This is a genomic window from Thetidibacter halocola, from assembly GCF_018224955.1.
Lineage (GTDB): Bacteria > Pseudomonadota > Alphaproteobacteria > Rhodobacterales > Rhodobacteraceae > Thetidibacter > Thetidibacter halocola.
In genome coordinates this window covers 474,980-489,425 of record NZ_JAGTUU010000003.1, presented here as the reverse complement: position 1 = coordinate 489,425, position 14,446 = coordinate 474,980, and the positions used below count along the sequence as shown (strand labels likewise).

Sequence of the window (14,446 nt, the reverse complement as noted above, 5' to 3'; positions counted from 1 at the left end):
GGATGACCCTTCATCTTGACCAGAAAACGCTCCCCGAAGGCACGGGTGACGCCAGCGCGGCGCTCCGGCAGCGGGTCGCCGCGCTGAACACCCGCTACCGGCATCACGGCGCGACCGCCGTGTTGCAGGGCGCGCTGCGCGATCCCGAGGCGGGGCGCATCGCCATGGTGTCGTCCTTCGGGGCGGAATCCGTGGCGCTGCTGCATCTCGTGGCGATGGTCGACCGGCACACGCCGGTGCTGTTCATCGACACCGCGCTGCTGTTCGCCGAAACCCTGGTCTACCAGCAGGAAGTGGCCGAACGCCTGCGCCTGACAGATGTGCGCATCATCCGCGCCGCAGACAGTGCCGTCGAAACGCGCGACCCCTACGGCGCGCTGCGCTTTTCCGACCCCGATGCCTGCTGCGCCCTGCGCAAGTCCGAGCCACTGGAGCATGCGCTGCAAGGCTTCGACGGCTGGATCACCGGGCGCAAGCGCTACCAATCCGGCACGCGCGCGACGCTCGACTTCTTCGAACTCGAGGCGGCGACGGGCCGGATCAAGGTCAACCCGCTGGCCCACTGGGGCAGCGAAGACACGCGCACCTACATGGAGGAAAACCGCCTGCCCCGGCACCCGCTGGTGGCGCGCGGCTTTCCCAGCATCGGCTGCGCCCCCTGCACCACGCCCGTGGCCGAGGGAGAAGACCCCAGAGCCGGGCGCTGGCGCGGCCAGGCCAAGGAAGAATGCGGCATCCATTTCGAGAATGGCCGCGCCGTCCGACAAAAGGCCTGATCGCGTGCCCCGTGCCGCAGCAATCCCGCAGGGCGGACCTCCCGCGCCCGCACTGTCATCAAAGGACCACGCCATGAGCACCATCGTCACCGACCGGGGGTTTGCCCACGACGACTTCACCGGAGAGATCCTCGACCTGCCCTCCGACACCGACCCCGCCACGCTGACCGGGCGCGAGAACGCGGACCTGATCCGCATCGCCTTTCCCAGCTTCTCGGACGGGCGCGGCTTCACCCTCGCACGGCTGCTCCGCATGCGTGGCTATCAGGGGCGGCTGCGCGCCTCGGGCCACATCATCGCCGACCAGTATGCGATGGCCCGCCGTGCCGGCTTCGACGAGGTCGAGATCGACGAGGCGCTGGCCGCCCGCCAGCCCGAGGACCAGTGGCTGTTCCGCGCCGACTGGCGCGCGCATGACTACCAGGCGCGGCTGCGCGGCACAGCCTGAGCCGATCGCCGCACCCGGACCAAAGCCGGGTTCCGCCTGACCTGGATCAAAGCTATGACGGAGGTGCCGGTTTAATTCATCCGGCAGACAGACATGACAGAGTTGAGACCCGTGACCCAAGCATCCGCGACCGCGGCCGCCGCAAAAGCCCCCGCCCTTCCCGACGCCCAGACCGTGACCCAGGTCCGCCACTGGACCGATCGGCTGTTCTCGTTCCGCGTCACGCGGCCGGCCTCGTTGCGGTTTCGCTCGGGCGAATTCGTGATGATCGGGCTGATGGCCCCGGACGAGAAGACCGGCAAGGAGAAGCCCCTGCTGCGTGCCTATTCCATCGCCTCGCCCAGCTGGGACGAGGAACTGGAGTTCTACTCGATCAAGGTGCCCGACGGCCCGCTGACCTCGCGGCTGCAGCATATCCAGCCCGGCGACGAGATCATCCTGCGCCCGAAACCGGTCGGCACGCTGGTGCATGACGCGCTGCTGCCCGGCAAGCGCATCTGGTTCTTTGCCACCGGCACCGGGTTCGCGCCCTTCGCGTCGTTGCTGCGCGAACCGCAGACCTACCAGGATTACGACGAGGTCATCATCACCCACACCTGCCGCGAGGCGGCGGAACTGGATTACGGTCGCGAGTTGATCGAAAGCCTCAAGGAAGACGAGTTGCTCAACGAGGTGATCGGCGAGGGGTTCTGGAGGAAGATCAAGTATTACCCGACCACGACGCGGGAAGAGAGCGCCAAGATGGGCCGGATCACCGACCTGATGCGCTCGGGCGAGGCGTTCCGCGATCTCGGCGTGCCGCCGCTCGACCCGGAAACCGACCGGGCGATGATCTGCGGCAACCTCGCCTTCAACCTGGAACTCAAGGCGATGCTCGAGGAATACGGCCTGGTCGAGGGCGCGAATTCCAAGCCGCAGCATTACGTGGTGGAAAAGGCGTTCCTGGACTAAGCGCGTGGGCGGGGCCACGCCCAGCCCCATGGTTGGCCGCGCTTTGGCCGGACGAAAAGGGCCGCCCATGCAGGCGGCCCTTTTCCATGCCGAGTTGTCCGGATCAGAGGTTCAGCGCGGCGCGCAGCTGCTCGAGAACGGCCTCGAGCCCATCGGGACTGTCCTTGACCTGATCAAGCAGGGCCTTGGCGCCGGCCTTGGCCACCATGTCCAGGTCCGATTGGTCGATATACTCGGCCAGCTTGTCGAAGTCGAAACCCTCGACCGTCAGCAGTTCCTCGATGGTCGGCTCCGGTGCGGCCTCTGCCGTCGCCTCGGGGGCAGCTTCAGCCGTCGCATCGGGCGCAGCCTCTGCCGTCGCATCGGGCGCAGCCTCTGCCGTCGCCTCGGGCGCAGCCTCTGCCGTCGCCTCGGGCACAGCCTCTGCCGTCGCCTCGGGCACAGCCTCTGCCGTCGCCTCGGGCACAGCCTCTGCCGTCGCCTCGGGCACAGCCTCTGCCGTAGCCTCGGGCGCAGCTTCTGCCGTCGCTTCGGGGGCGGCTTCAGCCGTCGCTTCGGGGGCGGCTTCCGGCGCGGCCTCTGTCGCCACTTCTGCGGAAGCCTCCGGCGCTGCGTCTGCCGTGGCCTCCGGCGCAGCCTCTGCGGTCGCCTCAGGCGCAGCTTCAGCCGTCGCCTCGGGGGCGGCTTCCGGCGCGGCCTCTGCCGTTGCTTCTGAAGTAGCCTCCGGCGCAGCCTCTGCCGTTGTGCCTTCAACAACAGCCTGTGCACCCTCGGCGGCTTGCTTCACGGCCTCGGTCACGGCTCCGACCGCATCGGTCGCAGCGCCCGCGGTCGCGTTCGCCGTTTCCTTGGCGGCATCCTCCGCCTTGTCGGCGAGGGCCAGCGCAACGCCCGCCGCCACTGCCGCCGCTGCGACAGCGGCTGCCGTGGCATCACCGGTAGCATTGCCAGCCGCCTGCGCGGCCGAGTCTATCTGCTGCTGCACGGACTCGGTGGCGCCAGCCACGGCCTCCTGCGCGGTCTCGACCTGCTGCTGCACCGCATCCGCTGCCGTCTCGGCAGCTTCCTCGACCTCGGCCGCAGCCTCTTCGGCCGCCTCGGAGGCCGCCCCCACGGCGTTTTCCGCGCTGCCAAGCGCGGTCGGCGCGTCGATGGCCTCGCCGGTTTCGGTCACGGCCTTCTCGGGCTGCTGGCCGCTATACCAGAGATATCCGCCGACCGCCGCAAACGCCGCGACGACGACGAGGATCACGTTGCGCATCATGTCACTCCTTCTTGCCAGGCCTGTGCCCGGCACTCGCGCTTCATCTGGGGATGAAACGCCGGAACCGCAAGCGGGTTCCCCCATTCAGGCCCGGTTTGCCCGGTGATTTGCCGCTTGAATCACCGCCGCGCCAAGTTTACTTTGCCGACCTGATCGAAACAGCAAATCGGAGCGAAACCATAGCCCGCAGACCTCATAACGCGCCCCCCACGCGCGACACCGGCCCCCGCATCAACGATCGCATCCGGGCCCCGGAAATCCGTCTCATCGGAGCGGAAGGCGAAAATGTCGGCGTCGTGACGCCCGAACGCGCCCTGGAGCTTGCCGAACAGGCCGGGCTCGACCTGGTCGAGATCTCGCCCAACGCGACGCCGCCGGTCTGCAAGATCATGGATTACGGCAAGTTCAAGTACGAACAGCAGAAGCGCGAGGCCGAGGCGCGCAAGAACCAGAAGATCATCGAGGTCAAGGAGGTCAAGTTCCGCCCCGGAACCGACATTCACGACTACGAGGTCAAGATGCGCAACGTGATGCGTTTCCTCGAGAGCGGCGACAAGGTGAAAATCACCCTGCGGTTCCGTGGACGCGAGATGGCGCACCAGAACCTGGGCCGCGATCTGCTGGAGCGCGTGGCCGAAGATGTCAAGGAAATCGGCAAGGTCGAGAACATGCCCAAGATGGAAGGGCGCCAGATGGTCATGATGATCGGCCCGACGGCGAAATGACCCTCTCCCTTGACTGAGACGGACACGGGGCGGCCATCGAGCCGCCCTTTTGTTTTCGCGACGTTTTTTCAGTGCGTTCAGCCCTCGCGCAGGCGGCCGCGCAGCGGGATCTCCTTCAGCAACCCGCCCACGCCCATCCCGGCGATGTCGCCCGGCGTCACGGGCACGCCGCACAGCAGCCGTTCCAGAACCCAGTCGGCTCCGTTCAGCGCCGGCGAGCGCGCGCAACCCGGCAGGCCGATCACCGGCCGGCCGTTCAGATCGCCAAAGAACAGCAGGTTGCCGGGATCGACCGGCATGCCGAAATGGGTGACGGTCCCGCCGGCGCGGCGCAGCGCCTCGGGCGCGGTGTCATGCAGGTCCGAGGTGGCCGAGCCTGTCAGGATCAGGATGGCATCGGCGGTGCTGGCGGCGATGGCTTCGGCCAGTGGCGCGATGCGGTGCGGCACGACCTTAGGCGGCGCAAGGCTCACCCCCAGCCGGTCAAGCCGCCCCTGCGTCACCGCTTGGCCCTTTTCCCCGGTCTCGGTCCCGTCGACATCGGTCTGGATCAGTTGCGCGCTGCGGCAGACGACCGGGCGCAGACGCAGCGCGCCCTGGCCGGCAAGGCAGGCCGCCTCGAGCGCGGCCTCGGGCACGGCATAGGCGATGATCTTGACGGTCGCGATCATGCCGCGCGCCTCGCTGCGCTGCCAGGGCCGGACCGTGGCCACCGTGATCATCGGGTGCAGCGCGTTCAGCGCGTGGATTCGGTCAGCCAGGACCTCGACCACACCGGGCGCCTCGGCATGAATGTTGACGCGCCCCGTGCTGGCCGCGCCCAGCCGCAGCCCGGCGCGCTCCGGGTCGGGCACGACGGCGCGGGCCAGCCGTTCGGCTGCACGGTCCTCGTCCAGATCGCCGGCCTCCAGCTGCGCGACGGTGACCTCGGCCAGGCCCGCGTCGCGCAGCGCAGCGAGATCCTCGGCCGACAGGATGCGCCCCTTGCGCAGCCGCCCCTTGGCCAGCGCCACGGAATGCGCCAGCACCGCGCCTGCGGCCGCGTCCAGCGGGACTGGGCCGAACTTCATGCGCCCTTCCTCAGGACGCGCGTCATCTCGGCCAAGATGGAAACCGCGATCTCCGAAGGACTTGCGGCGCCGATATCCAGACCGATGGGCCCGTGGATGCGGCCGATCTCGGCCTCGGTGAAACCGGCATCGGCCAGGCGCGCGACGCGCTTGGCATGGGTCCGGGTCGATCCCAGCGCGCCGATGTAGAAACAGCCCGAGCGCAGCGCGCGCTCGATGGCCGGGTCGTCGAGTTTCGGATCGTGGGTCAGCAGCACCAGCGCCGTGCGGGTGTCGAGGCCCAGCGTATCCACCGCCTCGTCGGGCCATTCATGCAGCAGCGGTGTGCCGGGAAAGCGTGCGGGGCTGGCAAAGGTCTCGCGCGGGTCGATCACCGTGGGGTCATAGCCCGTGATCCGCGCCATCGGCAGCAGCGCCTGCGCGATATGCACCGCGCCCACCACGATCAGCCTCAGCGGGGGGTTGTGGATGGCGACAAAGGTGCGACTGTCCTCCTCGAACCCCGAGCGGTCCATGCGGAAGCGGGTTTCATGCCCCGCGCGGTCCAGTCGGCGGGCGCTGCTGTCAAGGTCAGCGACATAGGCCACCGGCTGACGTGCGGCGCGGGCGGCGCAGAGATCGCGCAGGATCGCCTCGGGCAACACGCTGCCCACGGGTTCCACCAGCACGCGGATCGTGCCGCCGCAGGCCAAGCCCACGGCAAAGGCATCCTGGTCCGAGACGCCGAATTCCAGTTCGCGCACCTCGCCCTTTTCCAGCGCCTCGAGCGCCTCGACGATCACCGCGCCCTCGACGCAACCACCCGACACAGAACCCTGGATTTCGCCCTGCCCCGAAATCGCCAGCTGCGAGCCCACGCGGCGCGGCGCGCTGCCCCAGGTCTCGGTGACGGTGGCCAGCGCGGCGCCGATGCCCGCGTCATGCCAGGCCAGAGCCTGTTCCGGTATCCTGTCGGCCGTTTCCATGGCGTTCCCCCTCTGCCCTGCGTCCAATGAGCCAGCCCGCCCGCACGGATGCAAGCCGATTTGCAGCCCGCGTCAGGATCGCGCCGGGCGGGCGGCGAAGGCAAGTGCTGCTTTGGTGGACGCCTGCGCAAGGCGCGAGGAACGGGGTCGGCCGCCACGCGGTTCCTCCTCCCGGCCACGGGAGGAGGACAGGAGGAGGGCCGAGGCGGGACTGCGTGCGCATCGCGCACACCGCTGGATCACACCGACCGCGTCACGTCGTGGCCATAGATCCAGTCGAACTGGTGCAGCATCCGTTCCGGTGCCAGCCGCCCCAGCACACCCAGCCCCAGATGCGCCACGCCCCGCACCAGCGGGTTGCGCAAATGGTATTTCCAGGCGTTGCCGTTGGCGGCGGCGATCACGCGGCTGACCCGATCACGCCGCAGCGCCTGGTAGTGCGCCAGCGCCTGCGCCTGTTCTGCTTCGGCCAGGCAGGCGGCCAGTGTCCAGGCATCCTCCAGCGCCATGTTCGCGCCCTGGGCCAGAAACGGCAACGTCGGATGCGCCGCATCGCCCAGCAGCGCCACGCCCTCGCCCCACCAGCGCGCCGCGACCGGATGCCCGAACAGGCCCCAGACACCCACCGTCTCGACCCGATCCAGCAGCGGCGCCAAAGCCTTGAACCCGGCAAAGCGCGCGCGCAGGTCGGCCGGGTCGCCCATGCGGCTCCAGCCTTCCTCGACCCAGTCGCGGCGCTCCTCGACCGCGACGAGGTTGACCAGCGCGCCGCCGCGCAACGGATAGCTCACCATGTGCCGGCCCGGCCCCATATGCACCCTCGCCTCGGCCGGATGCGCACTGTCATTGGGCACCAGCGCGCGCCAGGCCACCTGCCCGGTGAAGAAGGGCGCGATCGTGCCGTTCAGCGCCGCCCGCGCCACCGAGTGCAGCCCGTCCGCTCCGATCACCAGCCCCGCCCCGGTCGTGTCGCCATTGGCCAGATGCACGCGGGCGGGCGCGCCCGGCTCGACCGTCACCGCCTTTTGCAGCAGCCGGATCGTCACCCCCGCCGCACGCACGGCCCCGGCCAGCAGGTCGACCAGGTCGGCGCGATGGATAAAGCGGTATTCCTGCCCCGGGGCCAGACCCGCCAGGTCCAGGCGCAGCACCTCGCGCCCGGAGGCGTGGTCGCGCAGGCTGACCGCCCGCCCCGCGACCGAGGCGGCGCGAAACGCCTCTCCCAGTCCCAGCGCCTCGACCACCCGCAACCCGTTGGGCGAGACCTGGATGCCGGAGCCGACCTCGGTGATCGCCTCGGCCTGTTCCAGCACGGTCACGCGTGCGCCATGCCGCGCCAGCGCCAGCGCCGTCGCCAACCCGCCGATGCCGCCCCCCAGGACGATGATGCCGTGATCGCTGTTCATCGCGCCTACCTGAAACGCAAAACGCCGGGGCGCAAGCCCCGGCGTCCGGTTCTTCGGTCAAGGCGCCGCTGCGGCCACCTCAGTCGTCGCGATGCACCTTCTCGCGGCGCTCGTGGCGTTCCTGTGCCTCGAGGCTCATGGTGGCGATCGGGCGCGCGTCCAGCCGCTTGAGGCTGATCGGCTCGCCGGTCACTTCGCAATATCCGTATTCGCCCTCGTCGATCCGGCGCAGCGCCGAGTCGATCTTGGCCACCAGCTTGCGCTGGCGGTCGCGCGTGCGCAGTTCGATCGCGCGGTCGGTTTCCTCGCTGGCGCGGTCGGTCACGTCGGGAATGTTGCGCGTCGAGTCCTGAAGCCCCTCGATCGTGTCACGGCTGTCGGCCAGCAGGTCCGCCTTCCATGCCAGCAGCTTGCGCCGGAAGTACTCCGTCTGCCGCTCGTTCATGAAGGGCTCGTCCTCGGCCGGCCGATAGTCGTCCGGAAGAAATGATTCCGCTTTCATCTGCTCCCCATCCGCTCTGTGGTCATGGCCAATATCCGGCATGGCAATTTCCTTAGATATCTGGCACCCCTGCGGGCAGCGTCTAAACCAAGCCCCCCGCATTGTCACTACACAATAGGGGCAGAAAACGGCGATTTCGGGGCTTGTCTGAAACGGTTTGTGAGGAGAGCGGCGAATGCGATTCGACGGCACGGACAGCTATGTGGCGACCGACGATCTGACGATGGCGGTGAATGCCGCGATCACCCTGGAACGGCCCCTTCTGGTCAAGGGCGAACCCGGCACCGGAAAGACCGAACTGGCCCGCCAGGTGGCTGCCGCACTGGGCCTGCCGATGATCGAATGGTCGATCAAGTCCACCACCAAGGCCCAGCAGGGGCTGTACGAATATGATGCCGTGTCGCGTCTGCGCGACAGCCAGCTGGGCGACGAGCGGGTCAACGAAGTGCGCAACTACATCCGCAAGGGCAAGCTCTGGCAGGCCTTCGAGGCGGACGGCAAGGTGGTGCTGCTGATCGACGAGGTCGACAAGGCCGACATCGAGTTCCCGAACGACCTGCTCCAGGAACTCGACCGGATGGAATTCCACGTCTACGAGACCGGCGAGACGATCCGGGCGCGCCACCGCCCCATCGTCATCATCACCTCGAACAACGAAAAGGAACTGCCGGACGCCTTCCTGCGGCGCTGCTTCTTCCACTACATCCGCTTTCCGGATCCCGACACGCTGCGGGCCATCGTGGCGGTGCATCACCCCGGCATCAAGGAACAGCTGCTGACCACGGCGCTGACGCAATTCTACGAGCTGCGCGAACAGCCCGGCCTCAAGAAAAAGCCCTCGACCTCAGAGGTGCTGGACTGGCTGAAACTGCTGCTGGCCGAGGACCTGACCGCCGAGGATCTCAGGCGCGACGCAAAAAGCGCCCTGCCCCGACTGCATGGCGCGCTGCTCAAGAACGAGCAGGACGTGCACCTGTTCGAGCGTCTCGCCTTCATGGCCAAGCGCGAGCGCTAGGCATCGAACGCCGCCTCCAGCGTGGCGATATCCAGGCGGGTCATGCCCAACATCGCCTGCATCATCGCCTTGATGCGGCGCTTGTCACCGGTCGCGGTCATCTCAGACACGCGCCGTGGCACGATCTGCCAGCGGATGCCCCAGCGGTCCGCCAGCCAGCCGCACGGGTATTCCTTGCCGCCCGCGCCCAAGGCCTGCCACAGGCGGTCCGTTTCGGCCTGGTCTTCGGTCGTGACAGAGATCGAGGCCATGTCGGTGTGCTGCTGGTGCGGGCCGGCCTGAAGGATCCGGACCGGCGTTCCCGCCAGCACGAGGTCGATCACAAGGACGGCGTCGATCTCGCCGGTCAGCATATGGTCGAACCGCTCGACCTTCAGGATTGCCGATCCGGGCAGCAGGCCGCAATACAGACGGGCCGCCTCCAGCCCTTCGGTTTCGAACCACAGGCAGGTGATGACCTTCGCCGTCTGCATCGCCGCATCCTCCGCCCTATTGCGGGCCAGCCTGCGCCCGGCAGGGGCACGATGCAAGCGGCGCGCGGCCTGGAGGGCGGGCCGCTGCGCCCGCAGGGCGTCAGCCGGGGCGTCCGGCAGGCTGCGCCCTTGTACGCGGCGGCGCGTCATGCTCTGACCACGGGGCAGTCCAGGGCCCGCCATGCTCACGATCCTGATCCACGACATCCTGCCGATCTTCGCCATGCCGGCGCTGGGTTTCCTGCTGGGACGCTTTGCGCTGATCAGCCTGCAAGAGGCGGCGGCGGTGAACCGGGTGGCCTTCCTCGTTCTGCAACCGCCGCTGATCTTTCCGATGATCGCCGGGATAGACTTCGCCACCTTTCCCTTCGCCACGATGGCGGTCTACTTCGCCTGCGAGGTGGTGGCCTTTGTCGCCACCTATGTGCTGGCGCGCATCGTGCTGCGCCGCCCCCATGCCGAGGCATGGCTGCTGGGCATGGCGGTGATCTTCGTCAATTCCTTCCTCTACATCCTGCCCATCGCGCAGCTGATCCATGGCGAGGCCGGGGCCGGGCCGGTGTCGGCCGTGGTAGCGGTGGACGCGACGATCTGGTTCAGCTTCTTCATCGTCACCACCGACCTGTCGACCCGCGGCGGTACCGGCCTGCGGCGGACCGCGCGCCGCATCGCGCTGAACCCCGTGCTGCTGGCGATCCTGGCAGGGCTGGTCTTTGCCCTGCTGCACCTGCAGATCCCCGATCCCGCGCTGACCGCGATGCGCTTTGCCGGGGGTGGCGCGGCGCCGATGGCGCTGTTCGCCCTGGGGGTGATCCTGTCGACCACGCCACTGCGTCCCGATCGGACGGTGGCCACCATCGCCGGATTGAAACTGCTCGCCTTTCCGGCGCTGATCTGGCTGGCCCTGGGCGCCGTCGATGCCCCGCCCGACTGGAGCGCGCTTTTGCTGCTGACCGCCGCCGGCCCCTCGGGTGCCTCGCCCTTTGCGCTGGCGCTGCTTTACAGGATCGACACGCGGGCCATCGCGCCGGTCATCGTCTGGACCAGCCTGTTGTCGCTGGTCTCGCTGGCGGCGCTGGCCTGACGCCGCATCGTTGCCGATCCGGCCACAAAGCCGCAGCCAACCGCCGCTTTTCCGCCCCCTTTAACTGCGCAACAATCCCGCCAAGGGGGCCGAATTGTTGCACAAAAGCACAGGTTAACCCATTGTTAATCAATTGGTTGCGGCTACCTTTCGCAGCTTGATCGAAAAAAAGCGCGCCCCCGTTCCCGGTCTGTGCAGATTTCCTGCTTTTGCCCTATAGTATCCCCACAGAGGACAGAAAAAACCCGGAGCCTCGAGCAACCGGATAACAAGAGCAGGCAGGCTTACCCCATGTCCCAACCGACGGCTCTCACCGTGCGCGCACTGCGTGCCGAGGACGAACCGCAATGGCGCGAACTCTGGAAGGCCTACCTGGCCTTCTACGAGACAAGCGTGCCGGACGCGGTCTATGCATCGACCTTCGGGCGCCTTCTGGGCGACGACACGCGCGACTTCAACGGTCTGGTCGCAGAACAGGACGGTCGGCTGGTGGGGCTGACGCATTACCTGTTCCACCGCCATTGCTGGCGGATCGAGGATGTCTGCTACCTCCAGGATCTCTACGCCATCCCCGAGGTCCGGGGCCAGGGCGTGGGCCGCGCGCTGATCGAGGCGGTCTATGCCCGCGCCGATGCCGCGGGCGCCCCCACGGTCTACTGGCTGACGCAGACCTTCAACACCACCGCCCGGCAGCTCTATGACCGGATCGGCATCGAGACGCCCTTCATCAAGTATCAGAGGCCGTGATGCGCCCGGCCCGTCGACTTGTCCTGCCGCTGGTCCTGCTGCTTGGCGCCTGCATGCCCGTCGCCTCGCGCGACACGCCCACCCGCGCCGCCGCCGACATGCCAGGCGAAAGCGCCCTGCCCCCGATGAAGACCTTCGCCGTGCCGCGCCCGGCGCCGCCCGTGGCATCGAACGCCGACATCGCGCGCGACTTCCTCGACCTGGCCTTCACGCTGGAGTCGGGCCGCTCGCTGGGCATGCTGACCCGGTTCGAGGAACCGATCACCGTGCGCGTCACCGGGGCCGGGCCGGCCTCGATGGTGGCCGATCTGAACCGCCTGCTGCACCGATTGCGGACCGAGGCGGGCATCGACATCGCGCTGACCAACGCGGGCTCGGCCAACATCACCGTGCAGGCCGTGAGCCGCGCCGAAATCCGCCAGGCGCTGCCACAAGCGGCCTGCTTTGTCGTGCCGAATGTCGGATCGCTGCGCGAATACCAGTCAAGCCGCCGAAGCAGCCGGGTCAGCTGGTCGCGGCTCACCCGGCGGGACCGGCTGGCGATCTTCATACCAGCCGATTCCAGCGCCCAGGAAGCCCGCGACTGCCTGCACGAGGAACTGGCCCAGGCGATCGGCCCGCTCAACGACCTCTACCGCCTGCCCGACAGCGTCTTCAACGACGACAACGTGCACACGGTGCTGACCGGCTTCGACATGCTGGTCCTGCGCGCCTATTACGACCCGGCGCTGCGCAACGGCATGTCGCGCAACGAGGTGGCCGACCGCCTGCCTGCGATCCTTGCCCGGCTGAACCCGGCCGGCGAGGGTCTGCCGCCGCAGCGCCTGCCGCGCACGCCGCGGGTCTGGATCGACGCGATCCAGACCGCGCTGGGGCCAGGCGCCAATCCCGGCCAGCGCCGCGCCGCCGCCATAGAGGCGCTCAAGGTCGCCTCGGCCATGGGTTGGAGCGATCACCGTCGCGGCTTCTCTCATTTCGCGATGGGCCGGCTGCTGCAAGCCAGCGATCCCGAGGCCGCGCTGGACCAGTTCGTGCTGGCGCAGCGCTATTTCGGCCAGCGCACCGATACCACGCTGCACCGCGCCTACGTCGCCTCGCAGCTTGCCGCCTACGCGATCACCGCCGGCCGTGCCGACGAGGCGCTGGCGCTGCTGACGCCGCATCTCGACACCGCAGCCCGCTATGAGAATGCCGCCCTGCTGGCGACGCTGATGCTGCTGCGGGCCGAGGCGCTGGACCTTGCCGGTCGCATCACCGAGGCGCGCGAAGTGCGTCTGGACAGCCTTGGCTGGGCGCGCTACGGCTTCGGTTCCGACTGGGCGGTGCGCGCCAAGCTGCGCGAGATCGCCACCCTCAACCCCGCCAAACGGAGGTATGGAGCACTATGATCGTCATCAGCGGTGTCATCCTCGGCGCGATTTCCGGCGGCCTGATGGCCGCCCGGCGCAAGGGCAACAAGGCAGACATCCTGCAATACGCGGCGGGATACGGCATCTTCTTCGGCCTCCTGGGACTGATCGCCACGATCGTCTTGGAAAAGTCGCTGGCCTGATCGCGATAGGCAGGCGCGCCCGGCGATTGCACGGGCGCGCGCCTCGCGCTACCAAGGCGCCATGTTCGTCCCATTCTTCGAAACCCTGCGCCGTGCCGGCGTGCCGGTGTCCCTGCGCGAATACCTGACCTTCCTCGAGGCGGTGCGCGCGGGCCTGGCCACCTATGACGTCGAGGCCTTCTACTATCTCGCCCGCACGGCGATGGTAAAGGACGAGCGCCATCTCGACCGCTTCGACCGCGCCTTTGCCGAGGCGTTCAAGGGTCTGGAACAGATCGGCGTCGAACAGGTGATGCAGGCCATCGACCTGCCCGAGGACTGGCTGCGCAAGCAGGCCGAGAAATTCCTGACGCCCGAGGAAAAGGCCCAGATCGAGGCGCTGGGCGGCTTCGACAAGCTGATGGAGACGCTGCGCGAACGCCTCAAGGAGCAGCAGGGCCGCCACCAGGGCGGGTCGAAATGGATCGGTACCGCCGGAACCTCGCCCTTCGGCGCCTATGGCTACAATCCCGAGGGCATCCGTATCGGCCAATCCGAGTCCCGCCACCAGCGCGCCGTCAAGGTCTGGGACAAGCGCGAGTTCCGCAATCTCGACGACAGCGTGGAACTGGGCACGCGCAACATCAAGGTCGCACTGAAACGCCTGCGCCGCTGGGCCCGCGACGGCGCCGACGAGGAACTCGACCTAGACGGCACGATCCGCGCCACCGCCGAGCACGGCTATCTCGACGTCCAGACCCGGCCCGAACGGCGCAACGCGGTCAAGGTGCTGCTGTTCCTCGACGTGGGCGGCAGCATGGACCCCTACGTGAAAGTGCTCGAAGAGCTGTTCTCGGCCGCGCGATCCGAGTTCAAGCATCTTCGCCACTACTATTTCCACAACTGCCTCTACGAGGGCGTGTGGCAGGACAATCGCCGCCGCTGGGACGCCCAGACCCCGACCTGGGAGGTGCTCAACACCTACGGGCCCGACTACAAGTGCATCTTCGTTGGCGATGCCAGCATGTCGCCCTACGAAGTGGCCTATCCGGGCGGCGCCAGCGAACATTGGAACCCCGAGGCCGGTCAGGTCTGGCTGACCCGCGCGCGCGAACAATGGCCCGACCATCTCTGGATCAACCCGGTGCCGGAACGCCACTGGCAATACACCCAGAGCATCCAGATGATCCGCGAGATCTTTGCCGACCGCATGGTGCCAATGACGCTCGAGGGCATCGACCGGGGCATGCGTCTGCTCACGCGCTGACCCCGGCGCTTTTTCTCGCCAAAAATATCCCGGAGGAGTCTCCCGGCACGGGAGACAGGGGACAGAGCCCCCGAACACCGTGCGGTCCGGGGCCGCCGGCGCGTGTCCGGAGCAGAGACAGGTCGTATCTGTCCCGTCCGAAAGGACCAGCGTCTCGAACCCGTCGGTGTCGCGGTCGAAAAGGCTGTCCAGCGGGTCGCCGCAGGAGTCGACCCTGGATCC

General features: G+C 68.0%; 16 protein-coding genes. 10 read left to right on the top strand and 6 right to left on the bottom strand.

Features of this window, described 5'->3' with window-relative positions:
* Positions 1 to 2: 2 nt before the first annotated feature.
* From KB874_RS09435 to KB874_RS09425, 3 genes are all read left to right on the top strand, one after another.
* Positions 3 to 776: a phosphoadenylyl-sulfate reductase gene (locus KB874_RS09435; protein ID WP_212536311.1), complete on the top strand. Its 774-nt coding sequence runs from the start codon at positions 3 to 5 to the stop codon at positions 774 to 776.
* Positions 777 to 849: 73 nt separating this feature from the next.
* The gene (locus KB874_RS09430) at positions 850 to 1,224 is read left to right on the top strand and encodes a DUF934 domain-containing protein (protein WP_212536310.1); all 375 of its coding nucleotides are present in this window, start codon (positions 850 to 852) and stop codon (positions 1,222 to 1,224) included.
* A 93-nt stretch (positions 1,225 to 1,317) separates the two neighbouring features.
* Entirely contained in the window at positions 1,318 to 2,175 is an 858-nt protein-coding gene (locus KB874_RS09425) for a ferredoxin--NADP reductase (RefSeq protein WP_212536309.1), read from the top strand.
* Positions 2,176 to 2,278: 103 nt separating this feature from the next.
* Here KB874_RS09425 and KB874_RS09420 read toward each other — a convergent pair whose 3' ends face one another.
* Positions 2,279 to 3,439, bottom strand: coding sequence for a hypothetical protein (locus tag KB874_RS09420; protein WP_212536308.1), 1,161 nt, complete (start codon positions 3,437 to 3,439; stop codon positions 2,279 to 2,281).
* Positions 3,440 to 3,489: 50 nt separating this feature from the next.
* Between KB874_RS09420 and infC the strand changes: the two genes are divergently transcribed.
* The gene (gene infC, locus KB874_RS09415; RefSeq protein ID WP_428849240.1) at positions 3,490 to 4,164 is read left to right on the top strand and encodes a translation initiation factor IF-3; all 675 of its coding nucleotides are present in this window, start codon (positions 3,490 to 3,492) and stop codon (positions 4,162 to 4,164) included.
* A 77-nt stretch (positions 4,165 to 4,241) separates the two neighbouring features.
* On the opposite strand, the gene KB874_RS09410 is transcribed toward infC, so the two are convergent.
* From KB874_RS09410 to dksA, 4 genes are all read right to left on the bottom strand, one after another.
* Complete coding sequence (locus KB874_RS09410; protein ID WP_212536307.1) at positions 4,242 to 5,234, bottom strand: molybdopterin-binding protein; 993 nt, start codon at positions 5,232 to 5,234, stop codon at positions 4,242 to 4,244.
* Positions 5,231 to 6,199: an XdhC family protein gene (locus KB874_RS09405; protein WP_212536306.1), complete on the bottom strand. Its 969-nt coding sequence runs from the start codon at positions 6,197 to 6,199 to the stop codon at positions 5,231 to 5,233. Before KB874_RS09405 ends, KB874_RS09410 begins: the two co-directional genes overlap by 4 nt.
* A gap of 239 nt (positions 6,200 to 6,438) precedes the next feature.
* Positions 6,439 to 7,605 carry an FAD-dependent monooxygenase gene (locus KB874_RS09400; RefSeq protein WP_212536305.1) on the bottom strand — a complete coding sequence of 389 codons (1,167 nt, stop codon included), beginning with the start codon at positions 7,603 to 7,605 and terminating at the stop codon, positions 6,439 to 6,441.
* 79 nt (positions 7,606 to 7,684) lie between these two features.
* On the bottom strand, positions 7,685 to 8,107 hold the full coding sequence (gene dksA / locus KB874_RS09395) for an RNA polymerase-binding protein DksA (RefSeq protein ID WP_212536304.1): 423 nt from the start codon (positions 8,105 to 8,107) through the stop codon (positions 7,685 to 7,687).
* A 175-nt stretch (positions 8,108 to 8,282) separates the two neighbouring features.
* Here dksA and KB874_RS09390 point away from each other — a divergent pair, with 175 nt between their 5' ends.
* On the top strand, positions 8,283 to 9,122 hold the full coding sequence (locus KB874_RS09390) for an AAA family ATPase (RefSeq protein WP_212536303.1): 840 nt from the start codon (positions 8,283 to 8,285) through the stop codon (positions 9,120 to 9,122).
* Here KB874_RS09390 and KB874_RS09385 read toward each other — a convergent pair.
* The gene (locus KB874_RS09385) at positions 9,119 to 9,595 is read right to left on the bottom strand and encodes a VOC family protein (protein ID WP_212536302.1); all 477 of its coding nucleotides are present in this window, start codon (positions 9,593 to 9,595) and stop codon (positions 9,119 to 9,121) included. The genes KB874_RS09390 and KB874_RS09385 overlap by 4 nt on opposite strands.
* A gap of 181 nt (positions 9,596 to 9,776) precedes the next feature.
* Between KB874_RS09385 and KB874_RS09380 the strand changes: the two genes are divergently transcribed.
* The 5 genes from KB874_RS09380 to KB874_RS09360 all read left to right on the top strand — a co-directional run bounded on the left by KB874_RS09380 (position 9,777) and on the right by KB874_RS09360 (position 14,224).
* The gene (locus tag KB874_RS09380) at positions 9,777 to 10,679 is read left to right on the top strand and encodes an AEC family transporter (protein WP_212536301.1); all 903 of its coding nucleotides are present in this window, start codon (positions 9,777 to 9,779) and stop codon (positions 10,677 to 10,679) included.
* A 291-nt stretch (positions 10,680 to 10,970) separates the two neighbouring features.
* A complete protein-coding gene (locus KB874_RS09375) occupies positions 10,971 to 11,426 on the top strand; it encodes a GNAT family N-acetyltransferase (RefSeq protein ID WP_212536300.1) in 456 nt (151 codons plus the stop codon).
* Entirely contained in the window at positions 11,426 to 12,814 is a 1,389-nt protein-coding gene (locus KB874_RS09370) for a DUF2927 domain-containing protein (protein WP_212536299.1), read from the top strand. Before KB874_RS09375 ends, KB874_RS09370 begins: the two co-directional genes overlap by 1 nt.
* The gene (locus KB874_RS09365; RefSeq protein ID WP_212536298.1) at positions 12,811 to 12,978 is read left to right on the top strand and encodes an apolipoprotein acyltransferase; all 168 of its coding nucleotides are present in this window, start codon (positions 12,811 to 12,813) and stop codon (positions 12,976 to 12,978) included. Before KB874_RS09370 ends, KB874_RS09365 begins: the two co-directional genes overlap by 4 nt.
* Positions 12,979 to 13,039: 61 nt before the next feature.
* Positions 13,040 to 14,224 (top strand): vWA domain-containing protein, encoded by a 1,185-nt coding sequence (locus tag KB874_RS09360; RefSeq protein WP_212536297.1) that lies wholly within the window; start codon positions 13,040 to 13,042, stop codon positions 14,222 to 14,224.
* Positions 14,225 to 14,446: the final 222 nt, after the last annotated feature.